Here is a 21,679-nt window from a genome sequence, read left to right on the forward strand (position 1 = left end):
TGGCTCACCGGGGATGTACGTACACGGGAACGGTTGTGTTCAGCCGTCCCAGAAGAAACTCGATCAGGTCCGCGCGAGCGCCGCCCGCCTCCGATGTCTGGCCACCCGCTCACGGTTGCCGCACACCTCGCTGGAGCACCAGCGGCGGCGACGCCCGCGTGACGTGTCCAGGTACACGATGGGGCAGTTGTCGCCCTCGCACTGGCGCAGCAGGGCGCGCGCCTCGGGGTCGGTGAGCAGCTCGACGGCATCGCGGGCGACGGCGGCGAGCAGGGCCGCGCAGCCGGGGTCGCCGTCCAGGGCGCGGGCCAGGCTGCCGTCGGGCCGCCGTACGGCGCGCGGCGCCGGGGGCGCTGCCGCGGCGAGGGAGTTGACTTTGGCCAACGCGGCGTCGGCGGGTCGCCCTTCGAGTTCGGCGAGTACCAACCGGCCCACACTCTCCCGCAGTTCACGGAAGCCCGCGAGCCAGGCCGGGCCCGCCCCCGGCAGGGCGGTGCGATCCGGGATGAGCCCGGCGCCCGCGAGCCAGGCACGTAGCCGGTCCACGGAGTCGAGCCGTTCCACGGGATGGTTCGTCGCCACGAGATCCAGACAGCTCCGCCCTGAGTCGAATCGCAGCTCGTAGGTGGCCGGGTCCATGCCCAGTGCCATGCGCCTGTCACCGCCTTGTGGGGTTACCGGTGAGTGCTCCCCCTACAGTGCCTGTCCTCGGGCGGGTGCGGAACCCCTGCCGCCGGGCGAGTGAGACGCCCGCTTATGGAGGCGCGCTTCGAGACCATGGTCCGGCGCTTGTCCGGCCGGTTGACTTGGTCCCATGGAAGCCAACCGTGAGACGAACAGCCGGGGACAGGGGCAGGGCCGGAAGGGGGGCTCCGCCGGAGCCGTCCTGGGGGCGGCCGTCGTGACCATGGGCCTGATCGCCGGAACCTTCTACATCTTCTCCTGCGGTGTCATGCCGGGCCTCGCACGCAGCGAGGACCGTGTCTTCATCGAGGTCATGCAGAACACGAACGACGCGTTCAACAACCCGGTCTTCTTCGCGAGTTTCCTCGGAGCCCTGCTGTTCACGGCGGTCTCCGCCTGGCAGCTGCGCGGCACGAGCTCGTACCGGTGGGTTCTCGCGGCGCTCGTCGTCTACCTCGTGGTCTTCGCGATCACGTCGGCCGTGAACGTGCCGCTGAACGACCAACTCGCGGACGCGGGCGATCCGGCGAAGATCGCCGATCCGGCCGCCGTACGCGAGGAGTTCGAGGACCCGTGGCTGGCCTGGAACGCCGTGCGGGCGCTGCTCTCCACCGTCGCGATCGGCCTGCTGGCGCGGGCGCTCGTGCTGCGGGGGCGGGACAACAGGGCTGGTCAGTCGGCGTACTTGTCCCCGGCGGCGGGATCGAGCGCCAGCCGGTAGCCGCGCTTGACCACGGTCTGGACGAGCTTGGGCGCCCCAAGTGCCGTACGCAGCCTGGCCATCGCGGACTCCACGGCGTGCTCGTCGCGCCCCGTGCCGGGCAGCGCGCGAAGCAGCTCGGCGCGGGAGACCACCCATCCCGGGCGCCGGGCGAGCGTCCGCAGCAGCGACATGCCCGCCGGTGGGACGGGCCGCAGCTCCTCGTCGACCAGGACGGCGTGCCCGCGGATCTCGACGCGGTGGCCCGCGATGGGCAACATACGGGCACGGGACGGAAGTTCCTGGCAGAGGGTCTGTACGAGGGGGCCGAGCCGGAAGCGTTCGGGCTGCACCGTCTCGACACCGCGGGCCTGGAGCGGCAGCGCGGTGACCGAGCCCACGCAGGCGGACAGGACGTCGTGCTGGAGGGCGGCCAGGAGCTCGTCGGACATGCCGCGGTCCTCGGCGCGGGCCAGGAAGGACGCGGCGGCGGGCGCGCTGGTGAAGGTCAGCGCGTCGACGGTGCGCGCGACGGTGGCGTCGAGGAGCCGGTCGACGGGCGCGAGGTCCTCGGGCGGCATCCACCGGTAGACGGGCACGCCGACGACGTCCGCTCCCGCGGCGCGCAGCGACTCGACGAAGCCGGGCAGGGGTTCTCCGTGGAGCTGGAGGGCGATGCGCTTGCCGTCGACGCCCTCGTCGAGGAGCCGGTCGAGGACCTCCGCCATGGATTCGGACGTGGGTGACCACTCCTCGGTGAGCCCGGCGGCACGGATGGCGCCCTTGACCTTGGGCCCGCGGGCGAGCAGCTCGACGCCGCGCAGACATCGCAGAAGCGCTTCGCCGAAGCCCCAGCCGTCGGCGGCCTCGACCCAGCCGCGGAACCCGATGGCGGTGGTGGCGATCACGATGTCGGGCGCGTGGTCGAGCAGTTCCTTGGTGGCGGAGAGGAGTTCGCTGTCGTCGGCGAGCGGAACGATGCGCAGGGCGGGTGCGTGCAGGACGGTGGCGCCGCGCCGCTGGAGCAGCGCACCGAGCTCGTCGGCGCGCCGGGCGGCGGTGACGCCGACGGTGAATCCGGCGAGGGGTGCGTTCGGGCGACCGTTGCTCTGGTGACGGTTGTCCTGTTGACCGTTCTGAGGGGTCCCGTGCATGGCAGCTGCTCTCGTCCCGCTAGTACTGCGTGATGGGTGGTCCGGAGTTGCACGAGCCTGCCAACGGCCCGTGACAACCCCGGATCATCACGATGTCGTACGTGTTACACCAGGCTACGACTGCCCCCGCGTCAGACCTGCGCGTACGTGAGCTGGGGCTTCTCCTGAGCGTCCGAGGTCTGCCCGGCGTCCGGGGTGGCCGTCGGCCGGCGAAGGTATACGGCCCACGTGACGCAGAAGCACGCGGCGTAGAAGACGAGGAAGGCGACGAAGGCGCCGGTCCCTGACCCCACGGTCTGGAAGGACTGCCGGAAGGCGAGGTTGATCCCGAGCCCGCCGAGCGCGCCGACGGCTCCGATGAGCCCCATGGAGGCCCCGGAGAGGCGCCGCCCGTAGGCCGCGGCGGCTTCCCCGTGGAGGCCCTTCTGGAGGGCCTTGGCCTGGAAGATGCCGGGGATCATCTTGTACGTCGACCCGTTACCGAGCCCGCTGAGCACGAAGAGCACGACGAAGGCGGTGACGAAGAGAGCGAGCGACTCCCGCATGGAGGCCATGACGACGACGCCGGTGGCCGCGCCCATCCCGACGAAGTTCCACAGCGTGATGCGGGCCCCGCCGAACCGGTCCGCGAGCCGCCCGCCGACGGGCCGGATCAGCGAGCCGAGCAGCGGCCCGATGAAGGTGACCGTGGCGGCCTGCAGCGGCGTACGCCCGAACTGGGTCTGCAGGACGAGTCCGAAGGCGAAGCTGTACCCGATGAAGGACCCGAAGGTCCCCACGTACAGAAAGGCCATGATCCAGGTGTGCGCGTCCCGTACGGCTTCCTTGGCGGCCCCGGTGTCGTTCTTCACGGTGGCGAGGTTGTCCATGAAGAGGGCGGCGCAGACGGCGGAGACGAGGATGAGCGGGATGTAGATCCCGAGGAGCACGCGCGGCCCGCCCCCAGCTCCGATGACCGCGAGCCCGGCGAGCTGCACGACGGGTACGCCGATGTTGCCGCCACCGGCGTTGAGCCCGAGCGCCCACCCCTTCTTCCGCAGCGGGAAGAAGGAGTTGATGTTGGTCATGGAGGAGGCGAAGTTGCCGCCGCCGACACCGGTGAGGAGGGCGCAGAGCATGAAGGTGGTGTAGGAGGTGCCGGGTTCCATCACGGCGAAGGCCGCGACGGTCGGCACGAGCAGCATGCTCGCCGAGATGATCGTCCAGTTGCGCCCGCCGAAGCGGGCGACGGCGAAGGTGTACGGGACGCGGGCGACGGCCCCGACGAGCGTCGCCATGGAGACCAGGAAGAACTTACCGGCGGGATCGATCCCGTACTCGGGCCCCATGAACAAGACCATCACGGACCACAGGGTCCAGATGGAGAACCCGATGTGTTCCGAGAGGATCGAGAACACCAGGTTCCGCCGGGCGACGCGCTCCCCTCCCTCCTCCTTCCAGAACCTCTCGTCCTCCGGGTCCCACCGTTGGATCCACATGCCAGACCTCCGCATCTCCACAGCCGACGGCTGATGATCCGAAGGTAGGGAGACCGGGTTTCAGCTCTGTGGCACGCGGTGACCGGCGGGGAACGTTGCTCTCACCTGGGGGCGGGGTGGGCGGTGAGGGCTCCCTGACGGGGTGCGCGGTGAGGGTCCGCGGGCGGAGGGCCGTCCGCGCCAGCGGGCGGAGGGCCGTCCGCGTCGCGGGGGCCGTCCGTGTCCGCTGGCGGAGGGCCGTCCGCTGACGGCTCAGGCCTTGTTCACCCACGGGAGTACGTCACTGCCGCCGCCCTTGTCCCACTTCAGGGTCACTTCGTCGTTGGCCTGGGTGAGGTCGGCCGAGATGTACTTCGCGTCGTCGCCGGTGCCGCACTTCAGGGCGATACGGAAGCCGCTGCCGCCCTGCTCCTGCCCGAGCCCCATGCAGAGGCCGTCGCCGCCCGCGTCGATGTACGAGACGGAGTGCTTGCCCTTGCCCTGCCCCGAGGCCAGCTTGGCGCCGATGGTGAGGGTCTTGGCCTCGTCGTTCTGCCACTGGCCTTGGTAGCCGGTGTCGCCGGCGGGCCGGGTCGCCTCGGAGGGTTCGTCGAGGGGGTCCTCGGTGGTGGGAGCTTCGGAGGGTTCCGGGGAGGGCGCCTCTTCGGACTCGGAGGCGGAGGGGCTGGCCGCCACGCTCTTGTCGGCCTTCGGCTTCTGGTCGCCGTCGCTGTCGCTGTCACCACTGGTGACGAGGAAGATACCGCCGCCGATGAGGGCGACAGCCACGACGACGGATCCGATGACGAGGGCGAGCTTCTTGTTGCGGGGGGCTGCGGGGCCGCCGGGCGGAGGGGGCGGTGGATAGGCGGCGTACTGGGGGTCGGGCTGGCCGAAGGGTTGCTGCCCGTAGGGGCTCTGGGCGCCCTGGGGCGGGTGGCCGTAGGGGCCTGGCTGGGGCTGACCGTAGGGCTGCTGGCCTTGCGGGGGCTGGCCGTAGGGCGGTTGGGCGGGCGGCGGTTGCGCGGGCGGCGGGCCCGCGTACGGGTTCTGGCTGCCCGGGTTCTGGCCGTCCGGGTTCTGGGGCGGCGGGGCCCCGTAAGGACCAGCAGGCGCCCCGGGTACGGGCTGCTGGGGCTCCTGCGGCGGAGGGCCGAATCCTCCCCGCGGGTCCTGCGGCGGCTGGCCGGGAGGCTGGGTCATATGGGTTCGGATCCCCTCGCTGTCCGGCCCTTCGCAGAGCCCGGCGGAGACCCCCTGCCCCCGCCCACTCCCCAACATCCACCACCCGCCATCCACGGCACAAGCCCCGCCGGTGCCGACCGGAAGGCGCGTATCGTCGAAATAGGTCGTCTGTCGAACCCTCGCGGAGGGTGGTGTGCCCAGTGATCGAGCATCGGATATTGGGGCCGGAGGACGGTGAGCTCCGTCAGCCGGAGCAGGCGTGCGGGGACCGGTTCCTGGTCGACAGCCGTGAGCAGGATGGCCGCTTCACGCTTGTCGAGCACCGTCTGCCGCCAAAGGTCCTCGCAGCCCCGGTGCACAAGCACACTCGCGAGGACGAGTTCAGTTTCATCCTCGAAGGGTCGGTCGGTGCGAGGTTCGGTGATGAGGAAGTCGTGGCCGGGCCCGGCGATCTCGTATTCAAGCCACGCGACGAGTGGCACACGTTCTGGAACGCGGGTGACACCCCGGCCCGGTTGCTGGAGATCATCTCTCCGGGAGGCCTTGAGGAGCTGTTCCGGTGGCTCGACCGGCAGAGCGAGGAGTTGAGCCCGGAGGCGATGCAGCAGAAGGCGGGGCTCTACGGCTGCTCGACGGACATGGAAGCGACCATGGTCCTGGTAGCGAAGCACGGCCTCATCTTCTAGAGCTCTCGCCCCTCCATGCCGGGCCCACACCACTCGCACACCCCGCGGCCTCCCCCACCTCGAACCACAACAACTTCCCTCCACTGCCGAAGAGCTGATCCCCGAGCGGCCACCCGCCCCATGCGTCAGCACACTGCCGTACGAGGAAGAGCCCACGCCCGCTGTCGGAGTCGGCCGGCGCGGGCGGTGCGCCGAACGCACCGGGTGGCTTGTCGAAGGGTTCGGGGATATGAGGGTTGCTGTCCCACACCCCGACCCGAAGCCGCCCGCCCCGAACGGACCGCAGCCGCAGGGAGGAAGGCCCTTTGGTGTGCCTGTAGGCATTGGTGACCATCTCGGACGTCAACAGCTCGGCCACGTCGAGCAGTTCACCCATGCCGTGCCCGGTGAGCGCGGCCCGCAAGGTCATACGGGCGACGCGGGGCGCTCTTGGATCGCGGGGCAGATGAAGGGCGTAGGACCAGCCTTGGGGTGGGGCTACGGTGACCATGGAGGCTCCTGGGAGGAAGGGGGTACGAGCCGCCCGGGGACAACTCCCAGCGGTGGCGGTACCGCTCGGTGCGGTGCTCTTCCGACTTACAGGTGCGGCTAGTTGAGCGGCATGACGACCACCGTAGGGCAGCCGGTGTGATACTTGATACCAAACAGGAGATGAGCTTCATGTTTCCCTCGTGTGGGTGACCCGAGGGTGCAATTCGAGGAGAGAGAAGGCATACGTGCCGCCCAGCACCAATCCGACCCTGCGTCAGCGGCGACTAGGAACAGAACTGCGCAGGCTCCGCGAGCACGCAGGGCTTACCGCGACCGCCGCCGCCACGCTTCTCGGGCTCAAGCAGGGGCAGATCAGCAGCATCGAGGCAGGCCGATACCCCGTAAGCGCTGACCGCGTCCACACCTTCGCCCGCAGCTACAGCTGCGCTGATGCAGCCCTCGTCGACGCCTTGGCTTCCATGACGGGCGGCCGGAAGCGCGGCTGGTGGGACCAGTACCGCGATCACCTGCCCGTCAGCCTGATCGACCTTGCCGAACTGGAGCACCACGCCTTGGAGGTGCGTGTCGCCCTGGTGATCCACATCCCGGCGCTCCTGCAGACCACGGAACACGCCCGCGCACTGTTCCGCGAGGTGGTCCCACCCATGCGGCAGTACGAGATTGAGCACCGTCTAACGCACCGCATGAAGCGCCAGGAGATCCTCCACCGAGCAACTCCGACCCCGTACACCGCAGTCATTCACGAGTCTGCTCTGCGGATGGGGTTCGGCGGCGCAGGCGTGAGCCGCGCGCAGCTCCAGCACGTCAATGAGATGAGCGAACTGCCCAACGTGACCGTCCGAGTGATCCCCTTCGGACACACCCCGTTTCCCGGGACCGGGCAGTCCGTCGACTACCTAACAGGACCGGTGCCGCGGCTGGACACCGTCCAGCTAGACACACACCACGGCTGCGAATTCCTGGATGCAGAGGCACAGTTGGCCAAGTACCGCTCTGTGCTGGACCGCATGGAGAAGGGCGCGCTCAAGCCGTCTCCATCACGCGACCTGATCCACAAGCTGACCCAGGAACTCTGAGGACGAACCATGCACACGCACAACTGGCAGAAGTCCACGTACAGCGGCGACGCATCGAACTGCGTCTACATAGCCGCCACCCCGGACGGCACAATCCGCCTCCGCGAAAGCGACGACCCCGACGTCACCCTCACGACAACCCCCGCCCGCCTCCACGCCCTCATACGCACCCTCAAAGCCACCCCATGCTGACCGGTTGCAAGAAAGTCCCGCTGACACGCCGCCAATCACCCCGCCCACTGAGACTCTCCTGCAACCGACGCAGCCTCGCCCCCCCCCCCCCAGCGAGGAGCACTCAGCGGTTGATGGACTGGATCTCCTCCACTGCCACTTGCTGATCCGCGCCGAACTCCCCTGCGGGAAGGTCACCGCCCTCGCCAGTGGTGCTGGTCCAGCTGATCTTCCAGGTGAGGGTCGCCTGGAGGTTGTACGAGCCGTCGCCGGAGGACCGCAGGTACTTCACACCGCACGGCGGCAACGTGTCGGCGGGCGTGCCCTTGGCGCGGGGTACGCCGATCTTGCCGTCCTCGATGGGGCATTCCCCGGAAGCGGGGTAGGTCTCGGCGTCCGTCGTCCCGGGAGCGATCTTCATGGAGATCGGTTCGGCTGTTGTCGTCGCGGAAAGACCGGTGCCCGGAAGGCTCGCGGTCACCGAGATCTTCTTGAACTTGGCCTTGTCGAGCCATACCCACGTGGGCAGGTTGACCTTCGTATCACCCTCGGGAGCCATCTCGATCTCGGTGCCAGGGACAGGGAGTTCGTCGTAGGCATACTCGGCGAGGACCCTCGGGGACACCGCGAGCGGCTCCTTGGGAGTCTCCCCGTTAGGAACCCAGAAAGGTAGTTTGTCGCATGCGCCGGCCTCCGGGTCATCCTTCCGATTGGGGTTGACGGCTGCCGCCCAAAACTTCCCCTCGCCTTGCTTGTCGAGGTTGTAGTTCTTGTATGGGTGGCCCTCCTTGTAGTAGGAGTCATACACACCTCCAACCAGTTCACCGATCCCCATGATGCTGACCTTGCGCCAAGCCTTGACCGTGGATTCAATCTCCTTGGGCGAGAACGCTGGCTCGTACCAGCAGGCCGGGGGTGTCCAATCACTGTCAACGGAAGACAGATCCCCAGTCTTGGCCGAATTGGAACCACCACTTACGGACGTCTGAACCTTCGTCCGTACATTGATTTTCCCCTCATCTACACCGCCCTGAGCGCTACCGCGCTGATTACTGCTACTCCCCTTGCCACCGCCTGCATAAGCAGGGGCGGGCAATGCGACCAGGGCGAAAGCCAAGGCTGGCGTAGCCAAGTTGACGTATTTCCGCAGACCGGTCACATGCACTTCTTCGCTCCGGGGCCGGACGTCACGTTGACGGACTGCCAGACCCCGTCGGCGTTCTTCTTCAGTTGCTCACTGAAGAAGGTGTAGTCGTCAGCCGACGCCGGGGCAGAGCGGTCGACCTTCTTGGTCTTGCGATCCATGGGGTATGTCTTCGTCGCGTCGGCGCAATATGTCAGCGCTGCCGCGCCACCGGCACGGAAACTGACTTCACGCTGGTAGTAGCGGGTGGTTCCGACGAAGCTTCGGCCGTCGTCGTAGAAGGACTTGATGTAGGAGGCGGCAGATACAAGCGCTTTGTCCTTGTTGTAGAACTTCAGCGCCGCCTGTGCAGAGTCTTCGCCCACGGTGATAGCGGAATCAATTGCCTTAAGGTTCTGCTCGTTGTCCGCCAGTACCGAGTCCTTGGCCTTGTCTCCGGTACTCCCGCCCTCGAAGACGTGCTTGACGTCCTTCGGCAGCTTGATCTCCGGCCGGTCGATCCCGTCATCGGAAGCTGTCGGAGACGGTGACTCTCTCTTCTCGCCGCCAGACTCCGCACCCGCGATCTTGTCGTTCGACGCGGAGTCGCCATCGCCACCCCCGCAAGCAGAGAGCGAGAGGACCGCGGCAGCAGTGAGGGCGGTCGCTGCGAGCAGGGTGGGTCGGCGAGTCACGGTCAGCTCCTGGTGGGACGAGGGTTCTCTGGAGTGAACCAAGCTATCCAGGAGGGACGGGAGACGTCACGTCGAGGTTGGCGCCCAGCGGGACATAGGCGGGCATAGCATCCGTACAGCACTGCCCTTGGCGCAGATCGATCGCTGAGCGCAGTTCAGCGCTCACCAACCGGTACGGGCCTAGCGCCTCTTCACCCTTTGAATCCGCGAAGTCGGCGGGCCTCACCGGGCTCTTGGGCGGCGAGGCTGCGGCAGGGCTCACCCCAGATGCGTATCCCCCAACGACACCAACAGCCTCCGCAACGCCCCGTCCAGCGCCCGGCGGTCGTCACCCGAAAGAGCCGCCAGCATCCGCTCCTCGTTCGCCACGTGGTCCACCACCGCGCGGTCGACCAGTTCGCGGCCCGCCTCCGTCAGGCGGACGCGGATCGCGCGGCGGTCGGACGGGTCCGGGTGGCGTTCGATCAAGCCCTTGCGCTCCAGCTTGTCCAGGCGGTTGGTGATCGCGCCTGATGTCACCATGGCCGTCTTGATGAGGCCACCCGCCGTCAGTTCGTGCGGGGCGCCCACCCTTCGCAGCGTGGCGAGTACGTCGAACTCCGGGAACTCCAGGCCGTGTTCCGCGAAGACCGGCTTCATTCCCTTGCTCAGCAGGTGGTCCGCCCGTTTGATGCGGCCCACCAGGGCCATCGCGTCCAGGCCTGCCGCGTCCATGTCCGGGCGCTCGCGGTGCCACTGGGCACGCAGCTCGTCTATGGCGTCGGCCTCCGCAGCCGCCGACGTTTCAGGGTCAGTCATGGTCGCGTCCCTCTCTCGGTAGGCCCGGACCGAATCTCTCAATATCTCAATGTTCAGATACTTGACGTTCGCGGACCCAGGGTTCATATTTATCTCAACGTTGAGAATAACAGCGTTCAGGGGAACCGAACCGAGGGGGAGCACACCGTGTCCATCACCAGCAGCAGCCCGCAGGCCGGCACCGCCGCCCGCACCACGCCCCGCCAGGGCCGCCCCGGTCGAGCACCGCGAACCCTCGCAGCCGCGGGCCTCGCCGCCATCGGCCCCGCCACCTGGGGTACCACCTACGTCACCACCACCGAACTCCTGCCCCCGGACCGCCCCCTGCTCGCCGCGGCTCTGCGTGCGCTGCCCGCCGGGCTCATCCTGCTCGCCCTCACCCGGCGGTTGCCCCGCGGTGACTGGTGGTGGAAGGCGGGGGTCCTGGGGCTGCTCAACTTCGGGGCCTTCTTCCCGCTCCTCTTCTTCGGCGCCTACCACCTTCCCGGCGGCGTCGCCTCGACCGTCAGCGCCGTCATGCCGCTGCTCGTCGCCGGCTTCGGAGTGGGTGTGCTCAAGGTGCGGCCCACGCGTCGCACCCTGGCCGCCGGGCTCGTCGGAGTGGTCGGCGTCGGGCTGCTCGTCCTGCGCGGCAGCGCCTCCGTCGACCTCACGGGGATCGTGGCCATGTTGGCCGCCACCACCCTGATGGCCCTCGCCGTCGTACTCAGCAAGCGCTGGGGGCGGCCCGAAGGCGTCTCGCTGCTTGCCCTGACCGGATGGCAGCTCACCGCGGGTGGGCTGGTGTTGGCCCCCATCGCGCTCTCCTTCGAAGGGCTGCCCGACCACTTCACCGGCGCCAACCTCGCCGGATACGCCTACCTCGGCATCATCGGCACCGCCATCGCGTACGCCCTCTGGTTCCGCGGCATCGAGCGGCTCCCCGCCTCCTCCGTCTCGTTCCTGGGACTGACCAACCCCGTCGTCGCCACCCTCGCCGGACTGCTCCTCCTGGGGCAGACCCTCACCCTCTGGCAGGTGGGCGGGCTCGTGCTCGTCGTGGCGAGTGTGGTGGTCGGGCAGGGGCGCCGCCGACCGGCCACAACCACGCATCGCCTGTAATCCCCCGTCCCATCCGCAATCCCCCGTCCCATCCGCATCCGCACCCGCACCCGCACCCGCACCCGCAAGGAGCAGACCCCATGCGCATCACCGTCTTCGGCGCCGCCGGCAACGTCGGCAGCCGCGTCGTCACCGAAGCCCTCACCCGCGGCCACGACGTCACCGCCGTCGTCCGCGACCCCGCCCGCTTCGGCGAGCTGCACCCGGAAGCCACGCACCGCGCAGGTGACGCCGGAGTTCCGGAGCACATCGCCGAGTTGAGCGCCGGGCAGGACCTGGTGGTGAACGCCACCAGACCCGCCCCCGGGCACGAGAATCAACACGCCGCCGTCAGCCGGGCGTTGCTCGACGGCCTCGCCCGCGCCGGAGGCGACGTACGGCTGATGATCGTCGGTGGGGCCGGGAGCCTGACCGTGCCCGGCAAGGAAGCGCCCGGCAAGGGAGGTGGCGTCCTCGCCATCGACGACCCCGCCTTCGTTCCCACCGCCTGGCGGCACATCGCCCTGGCCTCCAACGAGCAGTTCGACGCCGTCCGCACCGCCGACACCGAGGTCGACTGGACGTACGTGAGCCCGTCGGCGCTGCTCGAGCCGGGTGTCCGCACCGGCGTCTACCGGCTCGGCGCCGACGAGTTGATCGTCGACGCCGAGGGCAACTCGTCCATCTCCATGGAGGATCTGGCGGTGGCACTCCTGGACGAAGCCGAGCGCCCCAAGCACCACCGCGCCCGCTTCACCGTCGGGTACTGAACGCCCGCGCTGGGCCCCCACACTGAACACCCGCCGGGCAGGGGCAGCGCCTCAGCTCCTGTGCGCGCCACCCTTCGAAGCCGCCCGCCTGCCCTTGGGGGCCTTGGAAGGCTTCGACCCATCCGGCCACAGCCTGGGGCTCCGCTTGGCGGCCACGTCCTCCAGCCACCCCACGGCGGCGATCATCAGGCCGATCAGCGGCCAGACGAGGACCGTCATCCACAGCATGTACGTCGAGCTCAGTGCCGAGCTCCAGCGCTCGTCCTGCATGAACGGCAGGTCGTACGCCATGTCGATGATCGGCACCGTGGCCATGATGAGGAGGTTGTGCCAGAGGTAGATCGTCACCGCTCTGTTGTTGGAGAGCGTGATGAGTTTGTCCCAGCGCTTCAGGCGGCCCGGCAGTTCCTGCCAGGAGGGTGAGTACTGGAACAGGATGACTACGAAGCCGAAGGACCACGCCGCCTGGGCCAGCGGGATGTCGTTCAGGTCCCAGCCGTCCGGGCCCAGGTGGCCCGAGGCCCACCACAGGCCGAAGGCCATGATCAGGGCCGAGACCGACACCGCCACGTAGCGCGGGACGCGTGCCAGTACGCCCTCCTGGTGGGCGATGCCAAGGACCCAGCAGCTGCCGTACACCGCGAAGTCCGACACCGCGTTGCCCGTCTCGCCAGGGATCTTGACGATCTCCGTGGCGAGCACCGCCGTCAGGGCGAGCGGCGCGAACAGGGTCGCCCACGGGAGCCTGCGGAACGCCCACAGCAACAGCGGAGAGGCGATCACGAACCACAGGTACGCGCGGATGTACCAGAGCGGGCCCGCGGCCTGGGCCGGCCAGGTGTCCTCCAGGAGGCCCGCCTTGTCCCCGATGTGCCAGGGGAAGGGCGGGGCGCCGATCGGGAACACGTAGTTGAGCATGCTGACCAGGCCCCACGTGTCCCCGTGGTCCGGGTCCTTGGTGACGTTCCAGCCGCCGTAGAAGAGGAGGAAGAGTGCCACCGCGCTGAAGGCCCACATGGGAGGGAGCAGTCGGCGTATTCGGCCCCTGATCACGCCCCACGCGGGGCGCTTGAGCGAGCGCGCCATCAGCGCTCCGGCCAGCGCGAACATCACGCCCATGGACGGGAACAGGATCGTCAGCCAGGCCCAGCCGAACAGGTGGTAGATGACGACGCGGACCAGGGCCAGCGAGCGCAGTACGTCGAAGTAGCGGTCCCGGCCCGGCTTCTTGGCCGCCGCGGAAGCCGCCCCGGAAGCCGCCTCGGCTCGATGAGACGCCGGAGCGACCGGAGTCACCGCCAAACCAGGAGTCACCGCCAGGCCGGGAGGCGGCGGCACCTGCGGCAGCGGCTGCGTGGGATAGGTCATGCGACGGGCCTCCGATCAGCGCCGCCCACCCGCTGCTGCGGAATCGAGGGCGGCGTCCCAAGCACTCCCGTACGCCGGAGCTTCTGCCAGCGCAGGCGGCCACCGGTCAGGGCGGTGATCCAGGACTGCAGCAGTACGACGTACATCAACTGCCGGTAGAGGATCTGCTGGAGGGGCAGCGAGATCAGGTGGGTCATGCGCTCGCGGTCGAGCCGGAAGGCGTACGCCGCGCACACCGCCTGGACGGCGAGAACGCCGAGCCACGCGATGATCGTCTTCTGGGTGGGGCCGAAGATCAGGCCGTAGAGCAGGAAGACGTCGATCAGGGGGGCCAGGAGCGGCGCCAGGACCATGAAGAGGGACACCAGAGGCATGCCCACGCGGCCGAAGCGGCCCGAGGGGCCCGACTCGATCACCGAGCGGCGGTGCTTCCAGATCGCCTGCATCGTGCCGTACGACCAGCGGTAGCGCTGCGACCACAGCTGCTGCACCGTCTCCGGCGCCTCGGTCCACGCGCGTGCCTTCTCGGCGTACACGACCCGCCAGCCGTCCCGGTGCATCGCCATCGTGATGTCGGTGTCCTCGGCGAGCGTGTCGTCGCTCATGCCGCCGACCCGCTCGAGGGCCGAACGCCGGAAGGCTCCCACGGCGCCGGGGATGGTCGGCATGCAGCCGAGCATGTCGTACATCCGGCGGTCGAGGTTGAAGCCCATCACGTACTCGATGTGCTGCCAGGCGCCGATCAGCGAGTCCCTGTTGCCGACCTTCGCGTTGCCCGCCACCGCGCCCACGCGCGGGTCGCCGAACGGCTGCACCAGTTCGCGCACGGTGGACTGCTCGAAGACGGTGTCGCCGTCCATCATCACGATGAGGTCGTAGCGGGCGTTGGCTATGCCTCTGTTGAGGGCGGCCGGTTTGCCCGCGTTCTGCTGGCGTACGACGCGTACGTTCGGCAGGCGAAGGCCCTCGACGATCAGCGCGGTGCCGTCCGAGGAGCCGTCGTCGATGACGATGATCTCGATGGGGTGGTCGCTCGTCATGAGCGAACGGACCGTGGCCTCGATGCACTTGGCCTCGTTGTAGGCGGGCACGAGGACCGACACGGGTTCGGTGACGTCAGGGCCCCAGCTGAAGCCCCGTTTGCGTACCTTGCGCGCGTGCACGGCGGAGAGCAGCAGCATCAGGCCGAAGCGGAGCAGGACCAGGGCGCCGATGATGGCCAGGGCCACGACGAGTACGCCGGTGATCTTCTCCGAGGCTCCGACCAGGAAGACCCAGGCCTTGCCCTTCCACAGGTCGAGGCCGGAGACCGGCGCGTGCGCGCTGGGGGCGTCCAGGGCCTCGGTGAGGTTCGTGAAGCGGTAGCCCTTGTCCTGCAGATCGGGCAGGAAGGTGTCGAGCGCGGCCACCGTCTGCGAGCGGTCGCCTCCGGAGTCGTGCATCAGGACGATGGCGCCCTTGCCGTCCTTGGGGGTGGCGCGGCGGATGATCTCGTCGGCGCCGGGGCGCTTCCAGTCCTCGCTGTCGGTGTTGTTGACGACGGTGAGGTAGCCGCGGCTGCCGATGTACTTCGTCACCGGCCAGGATTTGTTGTCCATGGCGTCGGAGAACGAGGAGTACGGCGGGCGGAAGAGGGAGGTGCGGATGCCCGCGGCGCCCGCGAGGGCGAGCTGGTTCTGCGAGAGCTCCCAGTCGATGCGGCTCTTGGACTGGTACGACAGGTCGGGGTGGTTGAACGTGTGCAGGCCGATCTCGTGGCCCTCGTCCACCATGCGCTCGACGAGGTCGGGGTAGCGCGAGGCCATCGTGCCGGTGACGAAGAAGACGCCGTGCGCCTGGTGCTTCTTCAGTACGTCGAGGACCTTGGGGGTCCACTCCGGGTCCGGGCCGTCGTCGAAGGTCAGCACGAGGCGGTGGCGGGGGACGCTCAGCGTCTCCTCGGCGCCGCCACGGGTGTCGATGACCGGGCCGCCGTCTTCGAGGACCTTCTTCGGGACCTTGTCGGTGGCCGCGGGCGGCTGCACGCGGTGGTCGGCGAGGATCTCGCTGTGCGTGTAGCCGCGCAGCATGAGCATCGCCATCAGGGCGACCAGGAGGAGCAGGGGCATCAGATAGCGCAGGGGGAACCTGCGCCGCTTGGCGCCGCGGGCGGGCTGCGCGCGGCGTCGGCCGCTGCCGCCGCCCCGGGGCTGGGCGTGACTGTTCCGGGAGCCGGCGGACCGCCTCCTGTTGGTGCGGGTGTTCATCGCTGTGCGCCCTCCGAGGGCTGCTGGTCAGCGCTGTGCGGGGACTGGTAGCCGACCGACTGGGCGCGCTGCGGGGACTGTTGATCGACGACGGGCTGCATCGCGGGGACTTCGCCGCCGCCTCCGGCCGCGCCGCCCGGGGTCTCGGTCGGCGGGTCCGGGTCCGGCGTGGTGGGGTCGTCGGTCGGGTCCGGGTCCGGGTCGGGCTTCGTGGGGTCGTCGGTCGGGTCGGGGTTCCCGCCGTCGTCCGTGGGGTCGGGGTCGGGCTTGCCGCCGTCGTCCGTGGGGTCGGGGTCCGGCGAGTCGCCCGGTTCGACCTTGCCGTCGTCCGTCTTCGACGGGTCGGGCTTGCCGTCGTCGCCGGTCGCGGGAGCGGTGGTGCCGCTCTCCGACGCTCCGGGAGACGGGGTCGCGCCGGGTGAGGCCGAGGGGTCGAGGGAGTCGGCCGGGGGGTTCGGTGTGTCCACCTTGCTCGCCGGCTTCTCGTCCTTGGGGTTGATCGGCAGCCAGGGCGCGCTGGAGTTGCCCGAGAAGAGGGTGGCCACGATGATCACCGCGTAGACGGCGCAGGCTATGCCGACGAACACCCCTATTCGGCGGTACCTGCGGCTGCGGCGGCCCGTCTCGTCGACGAAAACCGGCCCGTCAGGCCCGTTCTGATCACTCTCGGCGGCCAGTTCCGCCAGCTGTCGCCCCACCCCGTCGATCTGAACGGTGACCTCGTTCGGATCATGGGTGTGTTCCGGTAGGGCATCTTCTCGCCAATTCTCCATGCGTACGCACAACCCCCACATAACCGGACTCGGGCGCGCACGACTCCGGGCAACTTGCCGTCGGACCAGGCCCCCACCCGGTCCGAGCGCCCCCCTATCACACCGCGCCCGGACTATGAATGTAGCGCACGGCGGTGTCAGTCGTACTAATCCGTCAGTCCAGGCTCATCATGATGAGTGCATCTGTGGCCGGAACCCACCCGTCTTCGGGCCTGCGCAGCCACCCGTCGGCGGCGGCGAGCTCGGCCGCGGCCGCGCGCAGGGCGTCGACACCCGGGTGCACGAGTCCCTTTCTCCACACCAGGGACACGGGCGACAGGGGTACGGGGTCGATCAAGGGTCGCAGCACCGATTCGGGCATGGCCGGAAAGTCCACCACGGTGAGGACGGGGTTGCGATTCTTGGCCATGATCCGTCCGAACTCCTCGGGGCCCACCGCGAGGGGCGCGGGCGCCGCCACCTCGATCCCGCGTCCCTCGAAAAGGCGACGCGCCAGGTCGGTCCACTCCAGCGTCCGGGGGTTTCCCGCCCCCGCGTACACGCTCTCCCCCGCGAGCGCGCCGAGCGGCACCGCGTCGAGTTCGGCCAGGGGGTGCCCGAGCGGCAGCAGCACCGCCATCGGCTCGTACCGCACGGGCTGCTGGGCGAGCCGCGCCCGCAGCGCGGGTTCGAGCCCGGCGTACCGCCCGAAGGAGACGTCGAGCCGCCCGGCGAGGATCTCGGCGGCGGCCCCGGTGAGCCCGCTCTCGAAGCGGGCCATCAGCTCGCAGTCCGGGGCGAGCGCACGGGCGCGCTCCAGGACGCGTCCGCAGGTGAGCCCCGGGCTGTTCAGGTCCACGAGCAGCGGGCGGGCCACGCCGCCGGGCCCCGCACCGCGCGTGAAGGCCGCCGCCAGGTCGTCCTGCGCCTCGATGACCCGCCGCGCGTACGGCAGCAGCCGCTCGCCCTCCGCGGTCAGCGTGACCTGGCGTGTCGTCCGCACGAACAGCTCGGCCCCCACCTCACGCTCCAGGCGTCGCACATCACGGCTCAGCGCCTGCTGGGCCACGTACAGCCTGGCGGCGGCCCTCGTGAAGTGCAGCTCTTCGGAGACGGCCAGGAAGGCGCGCAGGAGGCGGGGCTCCACGTCTCGGGGCGACGGCGCGCCGGGACGCGGGTGGCTCTGCGGGGCGCACGGTATGCCGGGTTCTGCTGTCACCCCCGGGAACTTACAACGGAAGTGCGTGAATGGGGCCCCAGTAGGTGTTGGACCTCACACCACCGCCCCGGTGAGGGTGATCCCATGCCGCCCGCCGAACCCCACGCACCCCGCCGCAACCCCTACGCCCGCCTCTTCCGGATACCCGGAGCCACCGCCTTCACCATCGGCAACCTCATAGCCCGCCTCCCCATGGGCATGTTCAGCGTGAGCGCCGTCATCATGATCGCCGGCACCCGCGGTTCGTACGCGCTCGCCGGCGCCGTCACCGCGACGGGCCTCGCCGCGACCGCCGTCGTGGCCCCCTGGACGGCGCGCCTCGTCGACCGGCACGGCCAGGCGCGGATCGCGGTCCCCGCCACCGCGATCGCCGCGCTCGGCTCGCTCGCGCTGCTGCTGTGCGTGCGCTACGGAGCGCCCGACTGGACCCTGTTCGCCGCGTACGCCGCGACGGCCACCACGCCCAACACCGGCGGCATGTCCCGGGCCCGCTGGGCCCACCTCCTGAAGGACGACGAGCGGGCCGTGCACACCGCCAACTCCTTCGAGCAGGCCGCGGACGAACTGTGCTTCATGCTCGGCCCCGTCCTCGCGGCCTTCCTGTGCGGGGCGCTCTTCCCGGAGGCGGGCACCCTCATCGGAGTCGTCCTGCTCCTGACCGGCGTCCTGGTCTTCGCCGCCCAGCGCACCACGGAACCGCCGCCCCGGGGTCGTACGCCCCACAAGGAGAAGTCGCCCCTCCACGCGCGCGGGATGCCCACCCTGCTCGCCGCCTTCCTCGCGACCGGCGCCGTCTTCGGCTCGATGGAGGTCGTGACGATCGCCTACGCCGACGCGCGGGGCCACAAGGCCGCCGCGGGCGCGATCCTCGCGCTCCAGGCCGCGGGCTCCTGTGCGGCGGGCCTCCTTTACGGGGCGGTCAAGCCGAGCGGGCCACCGCACCGCCGGCACGTCCTGTGCGCCGTGTCGATGGCGGCCTTGATGACGCTGCCGCTGCTGGCCGCCACGCTCACCGGCTCGCTTCTCGTGCTCGCCGGGGCTCTCCTTGTCGCCGGTATGGCGACGGCCCCGACGATGGTCACCGGCATGGCCCTGATCCAACAGCGCACCCCCGAGGGGCGGTTGAACGAGGGCATGACCCTCGCCGTCACCGGCCTCCTCGGGGGCATCGCCTGCGGCTCGGCCTCCGGCGGCTGGGCGGTGGAGCACCTCGGTACCGCTCAGGGCTACGCGGTCCCGGTCGCCGCCGCGTGCTGCGCGCTGCTGCTCAGCATCGCGCAGGCTTACGCCACGAGCACTCCAGGTCCCCGTTCGGTTCGGCCCCACGCTCCGAGCGCGGCCTGACAAGGACGGCCTTGTCCTCGGTCGACTTGGCGAGCGTCACGACGATCGCGTCCTCCAGAGCCTTCACCGAAGAGGGCAGGTAGTTGTTCAGGATGATGCTGAACACCAACTCGCGCCCGCCCGCGTCCTTCACGTACCCCGAAAGAGCGGACGCCCCGGTCAACGACCCGGTCTTCGCGCGTACGTTGAGGGCCGCCGGAGTCCCGCACATCCGTGTGCGCAGGGTGCCGCCGACGGACTTGTCCGGGGCGCAGGCCACCGGAAGGGACTTGTACCAGTCGGCGTACCAGGGCTCGCCCTTCGCCGAGAGAAGGAGCTTGATCAGCTGATCGGCGGGGGCGTTGTTCTTGCGGGAGAGCCCGGAGCCGTCGACGTGGCGGAGCTTGCCGGGATCGACGCCGGCCGTCTTCAAGTACGCGCCGGTGGCGGCGAGTCCGTCCGGCCAGCTTCCGGGCCGCCCTGTCGCCTCGTACCCCATCGTCTTCGTGAGGTTCTCCGCGTGCATGTTGTTGGAGAGCTTCATGAAGGGGATCATCAGTTCCTTCAGCGGCATGGACTCGTGCGAGGCGAGCGGCCGCGCGCCCTTGGGGGTGGCGAGCCCGGCCTTGGTCGGCCCGCTCACGCGCACCCCGTGCGCCTTCAGCGCGTCCCGGAAGATCGCCGCCGCGTACCCGGTCGGCTCCCACACAGCGATCCACTCCTTGGTGGCGGAGCCTCCCACGGGGACGGTGCCGGTGACCGTGATCGTGTTGGTGCCGTGCTCATGCTCGATGGTGAGGGAGTCCTGGCCTCCGGCGGCGACGGTCTTGGCGCTGACGTCGACATCGACGTAATCGGTCTTCGGGGTGACGGTCACCTTCGGCCTGTCACCGGCCTTCGCGCCCGGTGCGGCCTCGACGATGACCGTCCCGGTGTCGTAGTCGGTGTCCGGGGCGACGCTCAGCGCGGAGATCTGGGCGGCGTAGTACGCGAATTCGTCGTCTCCGGCCCAGGTGTCGCCGATGCGCTTGTCGTCGAACCGGGTGTCGTCCGCGACCAGGCGCCCCGAGACCTGCCGGACACCCGAGGCGGCGATCTTCGCGGCGAGTCGGTCGTAGTCCTTGGCGAGCGTCGTCGGGTCGCCGGTGCCGCGCAGATACAGATCACCGGAGAGCACACGGCCGTGCTGCTTGCCGTCGGTGAGCACATCGGTGGTGAAGCGGTGGTCGGGGCCGAGCCGCTCCATGGCGGCCGTCGACGTCAGGAGCTTGGTGTTGGAGGCGGGCATCAGGCGCCCGCTGGGCAGGTGCTGGTAGAGCACGTCGCCGGACGCGGCATCGGCGACGACGACGCTCGCCGCGCCGCCCTCCATCCGGGGGTCGCCGAGGATGGTGTCGATGGCTTCGGGCAGGCCGCTGCGGTCGGAGTCCGCCCCGGCCGGCGAGCTGACGGAGAGGGTGGCCGCCGCGACACCGAGCACGGCGGGCCAGATCCAGTGGCGCATACGGGCGTTGACGCGTCTCACGGGTCTACTCATGACCCAGGAGCATCCCTGACTCCGGCCCCCCGCGACAGCCCCCACTCCGGCCACGTGCGTGTCCCTTGCCCCGGCACACGGAAAAAGCCCCCCGGCCGCAGGCCGGAGGGCTTTAACCTCACATGGGAATTGTGGAGATGGCGGGAATCGAACCCGCGTCCAACGGTGCAAAAGGAGGGCTTCTCCGAGCGCAGTTCGCTACGATTTTCTCGGCCCCGGAGATCTCGCGAACAAGTCTCCGACGGGCCCAGTCACTGTTTGATTTCCCATCGAACCCCGTGACCGGGCTCGATGGTTTAGTTCCCTAGATTATGCCAGGATCCGGGTCGGGAACACTCCCGGGCTGACACCCATTAAGGGTCCTTCACTCACTGCTTATTAGGCAGCGAGGGCGAAGGACTGGGAATCGCTCTTGGAATTGGCGATTATTGGTTGCGACATATGGTTTACGAGATCATTGCCGCTTCCTCGGCTCGCTTCCCCTACTTCGACATCCGCTGTCGAAACCGATCATCCCCATGTTTTTTTATCAAACGCATGCCCCGGCTGTGCGGTGCAGTGCCCATCGTACGTGAACAACGCCCGACGAGGCCAGCCAATTCCCGCGCGGCCCGTCCGGGCCCACGGGGGGCCGGGATCTAGGCGCTGCGCTGACGTCGCTTGACGTCCGCGACCGCGCGGTTCGTCTCGCGCAGGTCCTGCTTCTCCTTGAGCGTCTGGCGCTTGTCGTACTCCTTCTTGCCCTTGGCCAGCGCGATCTCGACCTTGACGCGGCTGTCCTTGAAGTACAGGGCCAAGGGCACGATCGTGTGACCCGTCTCCTGCGACTTGGAATCCAGCTTGTCGATCTCCGCCCGGTGCAGCAGCAGCTTGCGCTTCCGCGTGGCCGAGTGGTTGGTCCAGGTGCCCTGCACGTACTCGGGGACGTGGATGTTGTGCAGCCACGCCTCGCCGTTGTCGATGTGCACGAAGCCGTCCACGAGGGAGGCCCTGCCCATCCGCAGCGACTTGACCTCGGTGCCCATCAGCACCAGGCCGCACTCGTACGTGTCCAGGATGTGGTAGTCGTGCCGCGCCTTCTTGTTCTGCGCCACGATCTTCTTGCTGGGTGCCTTCTCGGCGGCCTTAGCGGCCTTGCGCTTTACCTTTTCCTTCGCCATAGT

The 21,679-nt window shown here is 69.2% G+C and carries 21 protein-coding genes and 1 other RNA gene; 7 read left to right on the top strand and 15 right to left on the bottom strand.

The window, feature by feature from the left end; genetic code table 11:
- Positions 1–63: 63 nt before the first annotated feature.
- Complete coding sequence (locus tag AB0I94_RS33065) at positions 64–651, bottom strand: ABATE domain-containing protein (protein WP_363313408.1); 588 nt, start codon at positions 649–651, stop codon at positions 64–66.
- Between the two features lie 256 nt (positions 652–907).
- Between AB0I94_RS33065 and AB0I94_RS33070 the strand changes: the two genes are divergently transcribed.
- A complete protein-coding gene (locus tag AB0I94_RS33070; protein ID WP_363313478.1) occupies positions 908–1,405 on the top strand; it encodes an anthrone oxygenase family protein in 498 nt (165 codons plus the stop codon).
- On the opposite strand, the gene AB0I94_RS33075 is transcribed toward AB0I94_RS33070, so the two are convergent.
- The 3 genes from AB0I94_RS33075 to AB0I94_RS33085 all read right to left on the bottom strand — a co-directional run bounded on the left by AB0I94_RS33075 (position 1,357) and on the right by AB0I94_RS33085 (position 5,198).
- Positions 1,357–2,538, bottom strand: coding sequence for a uroporphyrinogen-III synthase (locus AB0I94_RS33075; RefSeq protein ID WP_363313409.1), 1,182 nt, complete (start codon positions 2,536–2,538; stop codon positions 1,357–1,359). The two genes, AB0I94_RS33070 and AB0I94_RS33075, sit on opposite strands and share 49 nt — an antisense overlap.
- A gap of 131 nt (positions 2,539–2,669) precedes the next feature.
- Entirely contained in the window at positions 2,670–4,031 is a 1,362-nt protein-coding gene (locus tag AB0I94_RS33080; RefSeq protein WP_363313410.1) for a nitrate/nitrite transporter, read from the bottom strand.
- Between the two features lie 237 nt (positions 4,032–4,268).
- A complete protein-coding gene (locus tag AB0I94_RS33085; protein ID WP_363313411.1) occupies positions 4,269–5,198 on the bottom strand; it encodes a hypothetical protein in 930 nt (309 codons plus the stop codon).
- Between the two features lie 182 nt (positions 5,199–5,380).
- On the opposite strand from AB0I94_RS33085, the gene AB0I94_RS33090 reads away from it, so the two are divergent.
- Positions 5,381–5,866: a cupin domain-containing protein gene (locus tag AB0I94_RS33090; RefSeq protein WP_363313412.1), complete on the top strand. Its 486-nt coding sequence runs from the start codon at positions 5,381–5,383 to the stop codon at positions 5,864–5,866.
- Here AB0I94_RS33090 and AB0I94_RS33095 read toward each other — a convergent pair.
- Positions 5,856–6,356, bottom strand: coding sequence for an ATP-binding protein (locus AB0I94_RS33095; RefSeq protein ID WP_363313413.1), 501 nt, complete (start codon positions 6,354–6,356; stop codon positions 5,856–5,858). The two genes, AB0I94_RS33090 and AB0I94_RS33095, sit on opposite strands and share 11 nt — an antisense overlap.
- A 226-nt stretch (positions 6,357–6,582) precedes the next feature.
- Between AB0I94_RS33095 and AB0I94_RS33100 the strand changes: the two genes are divergently transcribed.
- Both AB0I94_RS33100 and AB0I94_RS33105 read left to right on the top strand, forming a co-directional pair.
- Positions 6,583–7,434: a DUF5753 domain-containing protein gene (locus tag AB0I94_RS33100; protein WP_363313414.1), complete on the top strand. Its 852-nt coding sequence runs from the start codon at positions 6,583–6,585 to the stop codon at positions 7,432–7,434.
- Between the two features lie 9 nt (positions 7,435–7,443).
- Positions 7,444–7,626, top strand: coding sequence for a DUF397 domain-containing protein (locus AB0I94_RS33105; protein ID WP_363313415.1), 183 nt, complete (start codon positions 7,444–7,446; stop codon positions 7,624–7,626).
- A gap of 103 nt (positions 7,627–7,729) precedes the next feature.
- Here the strand turns inward: AB0I94_RS33105 and AB0I94_RS33110 are convergent, their stop codons facing one another.
- The 3 genes from AB0I94_RS33110 to AB0I94_RS33120 all read right to left on the bottom strand — a co-directional run bounded on the left by AB0I94_RS33110 (position 7,730) and on the right by AB0I94_RS33120 (position 10,221).
- A complete protein-coding gene (locus tag AB0I94_RS33110; RefSeq protein ID WP_363313416.1) occupies positions 7,730–8,230 on the bottom strand; it encodes a hypothetical protein in 501 nt (166 codons plus the stop codon).
- A gap of 530 nt (positions 8,231–8,760) precedes the next feature.
- A complete protein-coding gene (locus AB0I94_RS33115) occupies positions 8,761–9,423 on the bottom strand; it encodes a hypothetical protein (protein ID WP_363313417.1) in 663 nt (220 codons plus the stop codon).
- A 258-nt stretch (positions 9,424–9,681) separates the two neighbouring features.
- Positions 9,682–10,221 (bottom strand): MarR family transcriptional regulator, encoded by a 540-nt coding sequence (locus AB0I94_RS33120; protein WP_363313418.1) that lies wholly within the window; start codon positions 10,219–10,221, stop codon positions 9,682–9,684.
- 147 nt (positions 10,222–10,368) lie between these two features.
- On the opposite strand from AB0I94_RS33120, the gene AB0I94_RS33125 reads away from it, so the two are divergent.
- Together AB0I94_RS33125 and AB0I94_RS33130 are read left to right on the top strand one after the other, a co-directional pair.
- Positions 10,369–11,322 carry an EamA family transporter gene (locus AB0I94_RS33125; protein ID WP_363313419.1) on the top strand — a complete coding sequence of 318 codons (954 nt, stop codon included), beginning with the start codon at positions 10,369–10,371 and terminating at the stop codon, positions 11,320–11,322.
- Between the two features lie 80 nt (positions 11,323–11,402).
- Entirely contained in the window at positions 11,403–12,071 is a 669-nt protein-coding gene (locus AB0I94_RS33130) for an NAD(P)H-binding protein (RefSeq protein WP_363313420.1), read from the top strand.
- A gap of 51 nt (positions 12,072–12,122) precedes the next feature.
- Here the strand turns inward: AB0I94_RS33130 and AB0I94_RS33135 are convergent, their stop codons facing one another.
- The 4 genes from AB0I94_RS33135 to AB0I94_RS33150 all read right to left on the bottom strand — a co-directional run bounded on the left by AB0I94_RS33135 (position 12,123) and on the right by AB0I94_RS33150 (position 17,584).
- On the bottom strand, positions 12,123–13,439 hold the full coding sequence (locus AB0I94_RS33135; RefSeq protein WP_363313421.1) for an acyltransferase: 1,317 nt from the start codon (positions 13,437–13,439) through the stop codon (positions 12,123–12,125).
- Positions 13,436–15,547, bottom strand: coding sequence for a glycosyltransferase (locus AB0I94_RS33140; protein WP_363313479.1), 2,112 nt, complete (start codon positions 15,545–15,547; stop codon positions 13,436–13,438). The genes AB0I94_RS33135 and AB0I94_RS33140 overlap by 4 nt, the downstream gene beginning before the upstream one ends.
- A gap of 134 nt (positions 15,548–15,681) precedes the next feature.
- Positions 15,682–16,383: a hypothetical protein gene (locus tag AB0I94_RS33145; RefSeq protein ID WP_363313423.1), complete on the bottom strand. Its 702-nt coding sequence runs from the start codon at positions 16,381–16,383 to the stop codon at positions 15,682–15,684.
- A 229-nt stretch (positions 16,384–16,612) separates the two neighbouring features.
- On the bottom strand, positions 16,613–17,584 hold the full coding sequence (locus AB0I94_RS33150) for a LysR family transcriptional regulator (protein ID WP_363313480.1): 972 nt from the start codon (positions 17,582–17,584) through the stop codon (positions 16,613–16,615).
- Positions 17,585–17,740: 156 nt separating this feature from the next.
- Here AB0I94_RS33150 and AB0I94_RS33155 point away from each other — a divergent pair, with 156 nt between their 5' ends.
- Positions 17,741–19,000 carry an MFS transporter gene (locus AB0I94_RS33155; protein ID WP_363313424.1) on the top strand — a complete coding sequence of 420 codons (1,260 nt, stop codon included), beginning with the start codon at positions 17,741–17,743 and terminating at the stop codon, positions 18,998–19,000.
- On the opposite strand, the gene dacB is transcribed toward AB0I94_RS33155, so the two are convergent.
- The 3 genes from dacB to smpB form a co-directional block, all read right to left on the bottom strand.
- Positions 18,924–20,516 carry a D-alanyl-D-alanine carboxypeptidase/D-alanyl-D-alanine-endopeptidase gene (gene dacB, locus AB0I94_RS33160; RefSeq protein ID WP_363313425.1) on the bottom strand — a complete coding sequence of 531 codons (1,593 nt, stop codon included), beginning with the start codon at positions 20,514–20,516 and terminating at the stop codon, positions 18,924–18,926. The genes AB0I94_RS33155 and dacB overlap by 77 nt on opposite strands.
- A gap of 129 nt (positions 20,517–20,645) precedes the next feature.
- Positions 20,646–21,034, bottom strand: a transfer-messenger RNA (tmRNA) gene (ssrA, locus tag AB0I94_RS33165).
- Positions 21,035–21,154: 120 nt separating this feature from the next.
- On the bottom strand, positions 21,155–21,676 hold the full coding sequence (smpB, locus tag AB0I94_RS33170) for an SsrA-binding protein SmpB (RefSeq protein ID WP_363313426.1): 522 nt from the start codon (positions 21,674–21,676) through the stop codon (positions 21,155–21,157).
- Positions 21,677–21,679 lie beyond the last annotated feature (3 nt).

The sequence above is a fragment of the Streptomyces sp. NPDC050147 genome (assembly GCF_040660195.1).
Classification (GTDB): Bacteria; Actinomycetota; Actinomycetes; order Streptomycetales; family Streptomycetaceae; genus Streptomyces.